Source organism: Desulfonema magnum (genome assembly GCF_017377395.1).
In the GTDB taxonomy this organism is placed as follows: domain Bacteria; phylum Desulfobacterota; class Desulfobacteria; order Desulfobacterales; family 4be13; genus Desulfonema_C; species Desulfonema_C magnum.
The window spans coordinates 2,856,431-2,871,070 of record NZ_CP061800.1 but is presented as its reverse complement, the minus strand read 5'-3'; the positions used below and the strand labels follow the sequence as shown (position 1 = coordinate 2,871,070).

Annotated in this window: 10 protein-coding genes; 8 read left to right on the top strand and 2 right to left on the bottom strand. The window is 45.0% G+C overall.

Annotation, left to right across the window (positions count from 1 at the left end):
- Nucleotides 1-50 precede the first annotated feature (50 nt).
- The 3 genes from dnm_RS11540 to dnm_RS11530 all read left to right on the top strand — a co-directional run bounded on the left by dnm_RS11540 (nucleotide 51) and on the right by dnm_RS11530 (nucleotide 3,125).
- Nucleotides 51-971 carry a hypothetical protein gene (locus dnm_RS11540; RefSeq protein ID WP_207682796.1) on the top strand — a complete coding sequence of 307 codons (921 nt, stop codon included), beginning with the start codon at nucleotides 51-53 and terminating at the stop codon, nucleotides 969-971.
- A gap of 132 nt (nucleotides 972-1,103) precedes the next feature.
- Nucleotides 1,104-2,741, top strand: coding sequence for a hypothetical protein (locus tag dnm_RS11535; RefSeq protein WP_207678195.1), 1,638 nt, complete (start codon nucleotides 1,104-1,106; stop codon nucleotides 2,739-2,741).
- Between the two features lie 102 nt (nucleotides 2,742-2,843).
- Nucleotides 2,844-3,125 carry a hypothetical protein gene (locus tag dnm_RS11530; RefSeq protein ID WP_207682795.1) on the top strand — a complete coding sequence of 94 codons (282 nt, stop codon included), beginning with the start codon at nucleotides 2,844-2,846 and terminating at the stop codon, nucleotides 3,123-3,125.
- Between the two features lie 190 nt (nucleotides 3,126-3,315).
- Here the strand turns inward: dnm_RS11530 and dnm_RS11525 are convergent, their stop codons facing one another.
- Nucleotides 3,316-4,224, bottom strand: a complete 909-nt coding sequence (locus dnm_RS11525; RefSeq protein WP_207682794.1) for a M14 family zinc carboxypeptidase — start codon at nucleotides 4,222-4,224, stop codon at nucleotides 3,316-3,318.
- Between the two features lie 435 nt (nucleotides 4,225-4,659).
- Between dnm_RS11525 and dnm_RS11520 the strand changes: the two genes are divergently transcribed.
- The 4 genes from dnm_RS11520 (at nucleotide 4,660) to dnm_RS11505 (ending at nucleotide 8,819) form a co-directional block, all read left to right on the top strand.
- Nucleotides 4,660-4,800 carry a hypothetical protein gene (locus dnm_RS11520; protein WP_207682793.1) on the top strand — a complete coding sequence of 47 codons (141 nt, stop codon included), beginning with the start codon at nucleotides 4,660-4,662 and terminating at the stop codon, nucleotides 4,798-4,800.
- A 123-nt stretch (nucleotides 4,801-4,923) separates the two neighbouring features.
- Nucleotides 4,924-5,370: an Hsp20/alpha crystallin family protein gene (locus dnm_RS11515; RefSeq protein ID WP_207682792.1), complete on the top strand. Its 447-nt coding sequence runs from the start codon at nucleotides 4,924-4,926 to the stop codon at nucleotides 5,368-5,370.
- A gap of 53 nt (nucleotides 5,371-5,423) precedes the next feature.
- Complete coding sequence (gene lon / locus dnm_RS11510; RefSeq protein ID WP_207682791.1) at nucleotides 5,424-7,772, top strand: endopeptidase La; 2,349 nt, start codon at nucleotides 5,424-5,426, stop codon at nucleotides 7,770-7,772.
- Nucleotides 7,773-7,991: 219 nt separating this feature from the next.
- A complete protein-coding gene (locus dnm_RS11505) occupies nucleotides 7,992-8,819 on the top strand; it encodes a septal ring lytic transglycosylase RlpA family protein (protein ID WP_207682790.1) in 828 nt (275 codons plus the stop codon).
- A gap of 57 nt (nucleotides 8,820-8,876) precedes the next feature.
- On the opposite strand, the gene dnm_RS11500 is transcribed toward dnm_RS11505, so the two are convergent.
- The gene (locus dnm_RS11500) at nucleotides 8,877-12,878 is read right to left on the bottom strand and encodes a two-partner secretion domain-containing protein (protein ID WP_207682789.1); all 4,002 of its coding nucleotides are present in this window, start codon (nucleotides 12,876-12,878) and stop codon (nucleotides 8,877-8,879) included.
- Between the two features lie 902 nt (nucleotides 12,879-13,780).
- Here dnm_RS11500 and gmhB point away from each other — a divergent pair.
- The gene (gene gmhB / locus dnm_RS11495; RefSeq protein WP_337833604.1) at nucleotides 13,781-14,350 is read left to right on the top strand and encodes a D-glycero-beta-D-manno-heptose 1,7-bisphosphate 7-phosphatase; all 570 of its coding nucleotides are present in this window, start codon (nucleotides 13,781-13,783) and stop codon (nucleotides 14,348-14,350) included.
- Nucleotides 14,351-14,640 lie beyond the last annotated feature (290 nt).

Sequence of the window (14,640 nt, the reverse complement as noted above, 5' to 3'; positions counted from 1 at the left end):
GAACCTGTGTCACATACAATTTATAAAATAAAATCAGATTATTATAAAAAGTGTACGGTAGTGAAGGAAAAGGTAAAATTCTTACTTTGCTGTCATTGAATGCTAACCATCATGATTTGAATGAAACCGCTCCTACTCTTAAAGATGTAAACTGCGTTGCTGTTTCAGTAGCAGTATCCTGGACTGGTGAGGCCATAGCTGATTTTTTGAAAAAAGTTATCGGTATCGGGGGAATGCCGGTAGCATATCTCAAAGACGGAGGAACAGACCTTGCCAAAGCTACCAGGCTTTTGGCGGAACAAGGCCTTCCCAGTGTCAGCATTGACGATATATCACACACTGTCGCTAATCTTTTAAAACATGAATATCAGAATCATCCGATGTTTGATATCTTTATCTCTGCGGTCGGTAAAGTTTCAAAAAAATTCAAACAGACTGTTCTTGCCTGTCTTGCACCTCCGAAGGTTTCAACAAAATCAAGATTTATGAACCTCCGCCGCCTGGTGAATTGGGCGGCTCAGTTGCTCAGACATTCTCCGAGAGGTCGTGCCCCAAAGGGATCCGTCCTTTCAAAGCTGCGAGCAGGCATTGATCAGATTCCGAGGTGCAGAAATTTTATAGAATGTTTTCTTCGCGACTCAGGTACTCTTTCAGAATGCCAGAAAATACTTAAAACTAAGGGGCTTAACCTGGAAACTTATGAAGAAAGTAAAAAGCTGCTTGAAGCCATTCCTCCGCGATCATCTGTGCGTACAGGTTTTACTAATTGGTTAGACAAACATATCATAATTGCCAAGGAGCTTAAATTAGAAAATATAGGAATGCCAATAACTTCTGATAATATAGAGTCTCTGTTCGCAGTTTCAAAGCAACATGGAACCGGAGAGATAAAAGACGCCAATCGCATAGCTCTGCGCATGCCCGCCATGTGTGGTGAACTGGGGCGTCTAAAAACAGCCTTTTTGGCTTAATTTTTTTAACTACAATTTGGACCTCTTCATGTAATCAATTATAGATTCATCTTGATAATATATAGTTTGATTGTTATTTTAACATATTTACCATACTATTATGTCAATATTAATAAAATTACGAGGATTATTATGAGTTCAAAGTCCAAATTGATAAAAAGCAGAGATAACTGGAAGAAAAAAGCGATTGAACGTGGCAAGAATGCACGTTATCATGAAAAAGAAAAGCGCCGTATTAAAAAAGAGCGTGATAAATACAAGAAAGATGCCGATGAAGCCAGAAAACAACTGGAAAAAGAACGTCAGAAAAATACTCAGCCTGTTCACAACAAAGAAGAACTTATCTATATTTGTTTGAAGCTTTTTATAGTTGCTCATATAAGTTTCCGAGCGGTACCGAGAGTTCTCAGAGTTCTTGCTGATTACTTGGGAATAACAAAAGTCCCATGTGTTCAGACAATTATTAACTGGGTCACCCGATTATCCGTAGCAAGACTCCGAAATGCCGTCCCGCTGCGCGGGGCTGAAATTAACAGCAATCCGTTTTCCAACGGCTTTGTTTATATAATAGATATCAGTATTGCCTTAGGAAAAGGTAAAATTCTTACTTTGCTGTCATTGAATGCTAACCATCATGATTTGAATGAAACCGCTCCTACTCTTAAAGATGTAAACTGCGTTGCTGTTTCAGTAGCAGTATCCTGGACTGGTGAGGCCATAGCTGATTTTTTGAAAAAAGTTATCGGTATCGGGGGAATGCCGGTAGCATATCTCAAAGACGGAGGAACAGACCTTGCCAAAGCTACCAGGCTTTTGGCGGAACAAGGCCTTCCCAGTGTCAGCATTGACGATATATCACACACTGTCGCTAATCTTTTAAAACATGAATATCAGAATCATCCGATGTTTGATATCTTTATCTCTGCGGTCGGTAAAGTTTCAAAAAAATTCAAACAGACTGTTCTTGCCTGTCTTGCACCTCCGAAGGTTTCAACAAAATCAAGATTTATGAACCTCCGCCGCCTGGTGAATTGGGCGGCTCAGTTGCTCAGACATTCTCCGAGAGGTCGTGCCCCAAAGGGATCCGTCCTTTCAAAGCTGCGAGCAGGCATTGATCAGATTCCGAGGTGCAGAAATTTTATAGAATGTTTTCTTCGCGACTCAGGTACTCTTTCAGAATGCCAGAAAATACTTAAAACTAAGGGGCTTAACCTGGAAACTTATGAAGAAAGTAAAAAGCTGCTTGAAGCCATTCCTCCGCGATCATCTGTGCGTACAGGTTTTACTAATTGGTTAGACAAACATATCATAATTGCCAAGGAGCTTAAATTAGAAAATATAGGAATGCCAATAACTTCTGATAATATAGAGTCTCTGTTCGCAGTTTCAAAGCAACATGGAACCGGAGAGATAAAAGACGCCAATCGCATAGCTCTGCGCATGCCCGCCATGTGTGGTGAACTGACCAGAGAAGATGCCCGAAGAGTCATGAATATCAGTCTCAGAGAGCAACAAGAATTTTCAGAGTCTTTATTTTCTTTAACCAAACAACGTCGTAAAATCCTGGCAAACCCTGGCAGTCTTGAAATACTCTCGGATAAAACAGCAGAAAATTCTGAGTTTATTCCGGAGTCCGAAAAACGAGCAAAAAAAATTATAAATATAAATATTTCAAGTAATTGTAAAAAAATAACCGGCCCCCTGACCGAGTTGGAAAATCGAGCTGAATCGCTCCCGGAAATTAAGATTTCAGAGGCGGCATGCGGATAAAGTTTTTTTAGGTCAGAGGGATGGTCCAAAAAGCAGTCAAGAAATCGGAGTGAATTTAGACGCCCCAGTGGTGAACTGACCAGAGAAGATGCCCGAAGAGTCATGAATATCAGTCTCAGAGAGCAACAAGAATTTTCAGAGTCTTTATTTTCTTTAACCAAACAACGTCGTAAAATCCTGGCAAACCCTGGCAGTCTTGAAATACTCTCGGATAAAACAGCAGAAAATTCTGAGTTTATTCCGGAGTCCGAAAAACGAGCAAAAAAAATTATAAATATAAATATTTCAAGTAATTGTAAAAAAATAACCGGCCCCCTGACCGAGTTGGAAAATCGAGCTGAATCGCTCCCGGAAATTAAGATTTCAGAGGCGGCATGCGGATAAAGTTTTTTTAGGTCAGAGGGATGGTCCAAAAAGCAGTCAAGAAATCGGAGTGAATTTAGACGCCCCAGTTTTAATCTGTTGACAATGTATTAGGACAGCCTCGATCTCCCTCCTGCCGTCAGTCTTCCTCAAAAATTGGGGAAAAAATATTATTTCAAACAAATTATCATCAGAAGACGAAATTCCGAGCCTACTTACTCGGAGTCACCGCTTCATTTTCAAAAGCTTTTTGGGAATCAGAGTTGTTGAAGAATACCTCTTCTCCGGATTCATCATGTCTTTCCCGGGGGAAAGTATAAAGCTCGACGATATCCGGATATATCACAGCCGAAATCAATGCCTCCCCGTAAAGTTCCCATAAATATTCTGAATCAAATTGCTTGGCGTGTTCCGTCAGTTCCAATGTAATGGTGGGAATGCCGAGGGTTTCACCGGTATAACTGCCAAGTGACCCGGGTCTTGCCCCCAGTTTTTTAACAGATAAATTACAACATTCTGCCATGTGTTCGGCCAGGGTTTCTCCTGGTCCGTCATAGTCAACACATGCGAGCGGTTCATGGAGGCTGACAATCCGATCCGGATCATATTGCTGAATAAGCAGGTCAATGATACGGGTTTCCGGCTCAGAAAATGCGGCTCTCCCAAAACGCGGAGAGTTAATTCTGTTCCTTGTCGGAAAATTACGGTTCAGATCAATCCCATTTGCATTATAACGGCTATTATTGAACATTCCGTCCGGATTGGCCACGGGTAATATAACAAGTTTCCGACCCTCTAACAAATCATAATGATCCTGAAGGTACTGAGCCAAAAGAAGCACAAGCGGTGTGCCTGCTGTCTCGTTACCATGTATAGAGGCTATTATGAAAATTACATCCTGACCTTCACCAAGTACAAGATACCCGATAGCACGATTTTCTACGGATGATCCGATGATATGATATTGAACGGCCGGGGAAACAGTTTTCAGACAAGGCGCTTTGAAAACTTTTTCTTCAGGGATAATTGTTGTCTGAAACCTTTGGCAACCTGTCATGAACAGGAAAAAGCAGAGTATCAGCAGATAAGTCTGATGGATGGAAGAATCTATATGTTTCACAATTGCCAGAATATCAGAATTCAACAGATTAAAATTTTTGGGTGTTCAATGGCTCGGACAGCTTTTCAAAAGCTGTCCGAACTATCATTTATATTTAAAAAAAATATAAATTGTCAATAAAAAAAAGAAATCCAAATATCCCCGGCAATTCAGAAGGGTGACGATCAATGATCAAAAGTACTTGACAATTTGCACAATTTGCTTAAAAATTCTTTTTTTGAAATTATCAAAGAAATCCGAAACTGAAGCAACCGATGTGTGAAAGCCGTTCAACATTTTGGAAGCATTGAAAATACCGTTCCAACGCCCCAACTGATACGGGTAAGCTCGGGCCAGTATGTTGTCCGGAGTGAAAGGGAGTCGCCAGGCAATGATGTCTCAGACACCTTATCTAATTGTAAAAAGGAAGTTTTTGGAATGAGAGGAGTGAACATAATGACAAAAGAAAAACTGATCGAAATTCTTCAAAGGGTTTTGAAGACGGATGCTGATCTGAGCTTCCTTTTAAAGCTCGAGGTGACCGAGCTTGAAACTTTGGTCGCATGCATCAGAGACCGAGTCGAGGCATTTTCTTAATACTCGGCAAGAGAATATCCTGTTTTTCCTTTAAAACCCATACGGTAACTGTAAAAGAAGCGGGTAACACCGTCTGCTGAGGTGGTGTGAAAAGAGATATATCTTAACATGCAGGAGTTAAAGATGGATTATATCAAAATACGATTTGGAAGCGATTTTGACCGGTTGGATTCCAGATTTGAAAAAACGGCTGAGGAAATGTTCCGTTCGATAAATCCGATGTTCAGGATTTCCGAGCGTGTGTGGAAACCTCAGATGGACATCTATGAAACGCCTGAGGAAATATTTATCCTCGCGGAAATCTCAGGTGTCAAAAAAGAGGAACTGGAAATAGAAGTCAGCACCAAAGCTGTTAAAATTTACGGACGACGTGCCGAACTTCCCCGCGTGGAAAATGCGACCTACAGACTCGCAGAAATTCAGTACGGCAAGTTTGAGCGCATTTTGTTTCTGCCTGCGCCTATAGATACGGAAAAAGTGACAGCGTCCTATTCAGACGGCTTTCTTAAGCTCAGAATTGCCAAACTGCGGTATGATGACAGAACCTACAAAATACCCATTACAGACTGAAGATTCAAAATTGAAAAAAGTCAGTCTTTAATCATCAATACTCGGAGGTATCCATGACAGAACAGCAGCCATTCCCAGAAGTCAGCACTGAAAAAATTCCGGAAACCCTTCCGATTCTGCCTTTGTTTGATGTGGTCCTTTTTCCCAAAATGGCTTTACCTCTTTATGTCATGCAGGGAGAATCGGTTCAGCTGGTTGATGAGGCAATGTCCAAAGACCGTATTATCGGACTTGTAGGCTCTAAAACTACGGCTCCGGACATGGCGCAGTCCCGTGATAATTTGTATTCTGTTGGCACAAGCGCCGTGATTCTTAAAATGGCAAAAACCGAAGACAACAAAGCCCAGCTTATGGTGCAGGGCCTGAGCAGATTCAGGATAAAAGAATTTGTGGAGGATAAACCTTACCTACAGGCCAATGTGGAACATATTAAGGACAAAGGGGAGAAAGACATGGAAACCAGAGCCCTGATGTCCAACATTGTGGGGGTGTTCACCCGGATCGTCGAGCTTTCCCCGGGACTTCCGAAGGAAATCGGTGCCATGGCCAATTCCATACATGAGCCTGGCATTCTGGCGGATATGATCACATCCACCATTAATTCCGCGGTCGAAGAAAAGCAGAAAATTTTGGAAATTGAAGATGTCAAACTCCGGCTGAAAGAAGCCACCCGGCTGGCAAACTACCAGTTGGAAATTTCAGAGCTGGGAAATAAAATACAAACCCAGGTCAAGGGGGACATGGACAAACAGCAGAGGGAATATTATCTGCGACAGCAGCTCAAGGCGATTCAGGAAGAGCTGGGTGAAAAGGATGACAGCAGCGTTGAGGTGGATGAGTACCGGGTGAAAATCAAAGAAAAGAACCTTCCCCCGGAGGCCCTCAAAGAAGCTGAACGTGAACTGGACCGCCTTTCCCGTATGCACCCCTCTTCTTCCGAATATACGGTATCATCCACTTATCTTGACTGGCTCACAGCAGTTCCGTGGCATGACAGCACCGAAGACAATCTTGACATCAGAAAAGCCAGAAAGGTTTTGGATGAAGATCATTTCGGACTTGAAAAAGCCAAAAAACGTATCATCGAATATCTCGCGGTACGCAAGCTGAATCCGAATTCCAAAGGGCCGATTCTGTGCTTTGCAGGCCCTCCGGGTACCGGAAAAACCTCCCTGGGCCGTTCCATTGCCCGGGCACTGGGACGGAAATTCATTCGTATTTCCTTAGGCGGTGTAAGGGATGAAGCTGAAATCAGAGGACATCGGCGCACTTATGTGGGTGCGCTTCCCGGCCGGGTCATTCAAGGTATCCGACGGGCAGAATCCAATAATCCGGTGTTTATGCTGGATGAGATAGACAAGGTGGGAAGTGACTTTCGGGGGGATCCGTCCTCAGCGCTTCTGGAAGTCCTGGATCCTGAACAGAATTTCTCTTTTTCAGATCATTATCTGGATGTGCCGTTTGATTTGTCCAAAGTCATGTTTATTACCACGGCAAATATTCTTGACACCATACCGCCTGCCCTGAGGGACCGGATGGAAGTGCTTGAGCTGCTGGGTTATACAGATGATGAAAAAATTAAAATCGCGAACCACTTCCTCATCCCCCGGCAGCGCAAAGAACATGGTTTGGAAGAAAATCAGATATCTTTTACAAAAGGGGCGGTAAAGCGTGTTATCTCCGATTATACCCGGGAAGCGGGCCTCAGAAATCTTGAACGGGAAATTGCAGGGATCTGTCGCGGGGCCGCTACGAAAATCGCGGAAGAAGTTGCAAAGTCCGTGGCCATTAAGTCCGTAAATGTGGCAAGTTATCTCGGACCGGTGCGGTTTACCTCCGAAGTCGTGGAAAGAGCGCTGACTCCCGGTGTGGCCACGGGGCTTGCGTGGACCCAGACCGGCGGAGAGATTCTTTTTGTTGAAGCCACGGCTATGAAGGGAAAAAAAGGGCTTACGCTGACAGGTCAGTTAGGGGATGTGATGAAGGAGTCCGCGACAGCAGCATTGAGCTTTATTCGGACCAATGCGGCCTCTCTGGATATCTCCGAAGATTTTTTTGAAGCCCATGATATCCATATTCATGTGCCGGCAGGGGCAATCCCCAAGGACGGACCCTCCGCAGGTGTCACCATGCTCACCGCGCTGGTGTCGCTTCTGACGAACAAGACTGTCCGGGAAAAACTTGCCATGACCGGTGAAATTACGCTGAGAGGGCAGGTATTGCCTGTCGGCGGGATAAAGGAAAAAGTTCTCGCTGCCCATCGCGCGGGAATAAAAACCATTGTTATGCCAAAACGGAACAAGAAAGATATTGAAGAAATTCCGAAAAAAGTTCAGAAGGAAATCCGGTTCCATTTTGCTGATAATATGTGGGATGTTTTGAAACTCGCTCTTGAAAAATGAGCAGATGCCTTTAAACACCCGCTTTTATCCTGGCTTGTCTGTCTCAGTTTTTTTCAAAATAACAGAACAACATGAAATAACATTGCATGAACACGGATGTTGCAGATATTGCAGATGAATGCTGATTAAAAGATCGCCAAACCGTTCTGATCTTTTAATCAGTGTCATTTTGGGGTGCGCATAAATCTGTGGTCAAGATTTGACGGGGATACTTTTATAATGGCTTTAATAATAAAAACGAGATTCTCTTTTTTATGCAGATTTTTTTCCTTTGGTATTCTCTTTTTTCTTTTCCTGCACGGCTGTTCGGCCAGGGCGCAAAAGTTTACTCCGAGTCCCGCTAAAACGAAAAAATCATCATCTGATTTAGCGTCTTCCGCTTCTATCAGATCCGCCACCACCAGACCTTACAAAGTCATGGGAAAATGGTATCATCCACTGGCAAGTGCCCAGGGCTTCAGACAGCGCGGGCTTGCGTCCTGGTATGGTAAGGATTTTCATGGTAAAAAGACTTCAAACGGTGAAGTTTACAACATGAATGAAATTTCAGCGGCTCATAAGACCCTGCCCCTTGGCACTTATGTCAGGGTTCGTAATATTAAGAACAACAAAGAACTTGATCTCAGGATCAATGACCGGGGGCCTTTTGTTGCCGGAAGGGTTATTGATCTTTCCAAAGCAGCTGCGAAAAAACTGGGAGTTTATGGCCCCGGGACTGCCCCGGTGGAAGTGATTGCCCTTGGTGTGGCTGCGGAGCCTGCAAAGCAAAACAGCCTTCCCCGGTCTTATATTCCTGTGAACTATTATGAGGGAAAATTTACGATTCAGGTGGGCGCGTTCAGCAATCTGGATAATGCCAAAAAATTCCGGCAGCAGCTTTATCAGTTATACAAATATGTTAATATAACGACGTATTACACTCACAGAGGAGGGAAGCGTCTGTACAGGGTGACGGTGGGCAGATGTTCAAGTCTGCAATTGGCAGGGCAATATGAAAGTTATGTGAAAAAAAACGGATTTAAAGATGCGTTTATGGTGGCTGAATAACTATCTGGCTTTTTGTCGTTTATGGCACTGTCCCTGATTTTCAGGCTGACCTGAAAATCAATGGCTGATTATTTTTTTGTGAAATCCTTTGTCTGTCCCTGTCTGTTCATTCTCAGATTCTTTATCTTGTTCATCTTTATTATCCCCGAACCACGGGGGCGGCCCCGGATGCAAATCATCAGGCGGGTTGGCCACGGCATCCCGGCCTTTTATCACAAAACGACTCACATTTTCCCCGGACCTTTGCGCACAGGGGGTCTTTATCCAAGAGGTCGCATCGAGGAAGGTTCCGGGCAGGATGACCAGATCGCCGCCGAGGTCAGCATTCGGGGACTCGATTTTTACGGTTCCGTCATTGCCGCGCTTTGATGTGGCTGTCACCTTGCTATCCGAGGATCTGACGTAATTATCCGTATGGATGAATATGGCGCCGCCATCTCCTTCCCCGGCATTGGCAGTGATATCTCCGTGATTCAGGAGAACACCGTCTGAATGTATCGTGACATCACCGCCTTTGCCTTCTCCATGTTTCACACTGCTGGTGATTTTGCTATTGAGCAGGTAAACCGAGTTCCCGGTATTCACCGATATTTTACCCCCGCCGGCGCTTCCGGATTCTGTGGTCAGGGAGACATTGTCAAGCAATCTCACTGAATCATCTGCATCAATGGTAATCGTACCGGCATCGCCGCCGAAGTCTATGGAATTGATTGTTGAGGAAACAAAGGTTCCCGCATCAAGCTCAAGCTGACCCGCTGCTGTCAGGCTGATATCGCCCGCATTGCCGTGTCCCTCGCTCGATGTGCTGATACGGCTCTCTTTCATACGGACGGTATCGGCATTCATAGTAATGGTCCCGGCGTCGCTTTTGACAAATTCTATCCATTTATCTCCGGCATACAAAAAGGTCTTCGGATTCCCGGTGCCAACATCAGCCACCCTGACCACATCTCCCCGGTGAACAGGGAGCCTGTCCCGTTCCCCGACATCCGCAACGCTATGAACATCGTTCAATGGCATCCAAGCTCTTCCCGAATACACAAATTGCCACGGTTTTCCGTTGCCTGCATCATCAACTTCAGCTATGTTGCCCGGCTGAACCGTAATGAGATTATTTTGTTCTGCCACATTCGAAACTTCATGTACAGTGTTGAATTCTATCCATTCATCGGGTTGGCGGAGAAAGCGTGAGTCCGTCCCATTGCCGGAATCCTTAACTGTAACCACATCCCCGTCTGTCATAAAGAATTTTTCGGAGAGTTCATTTAACGCCGTGATATCGTCAACAGTAAAATGGTTGAATCTTACAGCTCTTACCCATGTTTTCTCCCTGAGAGGGATATCTATGCAGGCATAGATAAAAGTAGCTGATTTCCCGTCCCCGGCATCCTCCACCCTGATCACATCTCCTGATGAATAAGGGGGATTTTCAGCGTCAAACCAGCCTGTGGCCTCATCCAGTTTCGTCATGTCAGGTAAGACAACGGTATGATCATCTCCGAATTCGACCCATTTTTTCACGTTATAGTAAGCATCATACACATAGAAAAATCGCCTCAGTCCCCCGGCATCGGCAAGCTCGGCCAGGTCTCCTTCTGAAACAGCATACTGATCGTCAAGTTTGTCTAATTCCGTGATATCCGAAATCGTATGGCTTGTATTGAATCCGATCATCTCTTTGCCCGTATAGATGTACCTTCCTTCCCTTCCGTCCCCCACATCTTTAACTTCAATCACATCGCCCGGTATAAGGATATGATCGTCTCGTTCCGGGATATCAGAAAATTTATGAGTATTCAGATATGTGTTTTCCGAAGACACGGAAGCGCCCGTGTCAGTCTGAAACTGCCCGACATTCAGGCTGATATCGCCTGCTTTGCCGCCGCTGCCTGATGTGGATATTCTGCCTTTATCGGAAAGAGTCAGCTTCTGTGCTGTAATATTAATTTTTCCGGCATCTCCGGCATAAGATTCTCTGCATTTCGATCCGGAATAAATTCCGCTGATATTATCTTTTGACCCCTCACCGGCAATGAGAACTGACTCGGAAGCAATGATAGATATATCTCCGGCCCTGCCTCTTCCGTCTGATGAAGTGGAAATATCGGCCCCCCCTGTGAATGAAACATTTTTTGCTTTGATGAGGATGTATCCTGCATCCCCCGCACCCTCTGCTTTGCCGGAAGTGCCAACCGCTATTTTGCTGACATTCCCCCAGTTGTTTTCACCGGAAATGGTGACAGATTCGGAAGCCCTGATCGTCACATTGCCGCCGTCGCATGTTCCGCTTGTTTGCCCGGAAACAGAGGCACCGTCTGTAAATGAGACATTTTGCGCTTCAAGAGAAAGATTTCCTGCACGGACCCCGCTATTTGCGGTAGCCAGGATGGATTTGACATCAACATAACTGTTGCTGTCCTTATCGGAAAAAGCAATGGATTCGGATGCCCTGAGTGTCACATCTCCCGTTGTTCCCCCGACATATGAATAGGCACCGATATAAGCCCCCTCCCGGAAGGATATGTCTTTTGCTTCGATTGAAAGATTTCCGGCATCTCCGGCACCGATAGCTGCTATGCTGATATAGCAGGGCCATCGTTTGCTGTTCAGTATTGCCTCTTTGGAGAAAGTGACAGATTCTGCGGCTTTAAAGGTGATATCGCCGCCCCTCCCGTATCCGAATGAATTGGTACTGACATAGGCACCGTTTGTGAATGATATGTCATTTGCTTCGATTAAAAGTTTTCCCGAGTCTCCGGCGTCTTTATCCTTGTCGTTGGCCCAGACATGAATTCTGCTGATGTCTGTCGCGCTGTTTTCCCCGGAAAAAACAGCCGAACCCGAGGCTTGAATTTTAATATCCGAACCACGGCCTGACCCTTCGGTACTGACATCTATCTCAGCACCCCGGATGAGAAACAGATCGTCAACCCGGAGATCAACTTCGCCGCCATGTCCGTCTCCCAAAGTCCGGGCATGAACAGCGCTGTCTTCTGTGACAAATTGTCCGCCCCGGATGAAAATGCTTCCTGAGCCGTTTCCGCTTACATCTATGAGGGATTTGTCAGAAATCGTTATCTTTCCCCCTTTTGAAACTTCAAACCTGAAATTTGAGACCTGTGCGCGTGTTTCCGGGTTCGGGGTTCGGGGTTCCGGCTTTCCAATTTTCACCTCGCCCGGAGAGGCGACGCTGGCAATGTTAATCTGTCCGCCTGGTGCGCTGACGCTCCCCAGGAGTTCTGTTTTCCATGCAGGCACAGGATTACCGTCATCATCAGTGACAAGCACAGGGGTGCCGTCATCATCAAGAACAGGATCGCCTTTTTCATCTGTCACCTGCTCAGATAAAGGCATCAGCCAGTCATCTGTTTTCTGAGTCCCGGTTTTGCAGTATGTTCCCTTAGTTATTTCAATATCTCCTCCGATCAGGGATATGGTTTTCCCTTCGGAAACATTAAGACCGGCCGGATTGTTGTTCCGTTCCTGTTCGGTAATCTGTCCCCTGCCCTCCAAAGTGACGGGAGCCACATCATTATCAAAAAAACCAAAAGCAGCCGGCGCTGAGACAGACAGCACATCGCTTTCATGGGAAGCGGCATAAAATTTGTCCTTTTCTCCCACGCGCAGATAATCGGCAGTGCTGACATGAAAAGAGCCTTTTAAATCTAATGATGCATTCGGCCCGAACATCACGCCCGCTGAATTCAGCAGGTATAAATCCGCATTGGGAATGGCGGAACACAGCTTACCGTCAATCCATGAAGAATCTCCGCCAGTGACACGGCTGATGATGTTCTGAACCGAATCCGGTCCGGAAAAGGTCGCACTTTCATGCTTATGAATATTAAACTGCTGAAAACTGTGGAACAGATTTGCCCCGGCCTGTTTTCCGAATTCAGCCTTAATTTCATAATCCGGCCCCGGGAGGCTCAGTTTTCCGGAACTGCCGAGGGTTCCGTCCAGTATTATGCCCTGCGGATGAGTTCCGCCGACACAGATCGGAACAGTAATGGTCATAAATAAAATAACAGTAATGATGAGCTGTCCGGGATAATTCATTGTTGCATTCCTATTCACGTTTGTTTTCTTTAAATTTGTTGTTATGTCAAACAGTCTGGCCTGAGCTTCCGACACTTCGCACGACATTTAATTATCGCTGATTATAACGGATTTTGGGGAGGCCCCGGGAAAACCGCCGAACACACGGAAAAAAGACGTATGTTCCGGATGCTCCGAAAGGTCTTATCGGACAGGCCCGGGGCGGGTAAACGAAAATTGCCCGCCGATCCGCCCGGCCCCGGTCGTTGAGCTTGTCGAAACGGAAGCCGCTCGTTGAGCTTGTCGAAACGCCCCCTTCGACAAGCTCAGGGTACGGACCGGTCTCCCCAAAATTCGTTATAATCAGAATTTTTTACTCTGAATTTCTGATTGATAATGGCATAATACAATATATATTTCAATGCGTTTTAAAAAAAGTAATGCCCTTAACACCCGAAAATCATTTTTTACAGTTCTGTCTTTAAAAATTAAATTTTCAAAAGGTTAAAATCATATTACAGTTCCCCGGGTTTCTGAGCATTAAAAAACTGCAACATCAGGGAGATCAAAAAGCTTGATGTTTTTCTCTTTATATGATAGCCAGACTTATCTTTTACAGGAAAATTCATCAGATTGAAACTGTCTTAATCTTCGGAACCATTTCCCGAATCGCTGAAAACCGTAACCTGTTAATCTTACCAATCATCAGATGATTATTATCAAATAAACGGTCATGACCTGCCGGTCACAACGAATAATGAAAGTTTTATAGTTTTTCCTGACACTTAACACTTAACACCTGACACTTTCATATAAACGGTCATAAAAAACCCGGTTTTTTCACCCCCGCTTATGAAACTATTTGCTATCAGAAAAAATAAAAACCCGGGTTTTCAGAATTTATTTTCACGGTAAACAAAAAAATGAATATGCTGAAAAAAGTTGTTTTCCTGGACAGAGACGGGGTCATCAACCGGGACTCTCCCGAGTATATCAAAAGCTGGTCAGAATTTGAGTTTATCCCGGAGAGCATAGCCGCTATACACCGACTGACTTTAAACGGGTTTATCACGATTATCATTACAAATCAGTCAGTGATAAATCGGCATATGGTATCAGAGCAGGAACTTGAACATATCCACACCATGATGAGCGCTGCTGTCAGAGCCGGAGGAGGGGAGATAAAGGATATATTTTTCTGCCCCCATGCTCCTGATGACGGGTGTGACTGCCGAAAGCCGAAACCAGGACTGATCCGGCAGGCACAAAAAAGATATCACATTGATCTCTCGGACGCCTGCATGATAGGAGACAGTGCAAAGGATATTGAATGCGCACGGAACGCGGGATGCGGGCGTGCTGTTCTGGTCAGAACCGGCAATGGAATGACAGCGGAAAAGATCCTGGCGGAAAAAAAAATGCTTCCTGATTATATTGCAGAAAATCTTTACGAAGCAGTTCATCAGTTAATATTATGGACGGAAACGCACTAAAATAAGTACCTATAACGGATTTTGGGGAGGCACCGGGAAAACCGCGGAACACACGGAAATCCCCCTTCGACAGGCTCAGGGGGCGGAGCCTTCGGGGCAGGACGGTAAGTACAAATGTTCGTTGAGCCTGTCGAAACGAGTATCGGCCTCCCCAAAATCCGTTATCATCAGAAAACAAACACATACCGGACAAATTATTTGCCCGGCAGTTTTTTCTAACACTTAACACCTAACACCTAACACCTAACACCTAAAACCTAAAACTTTACCCGTTGCTTATCCGTTCGTGA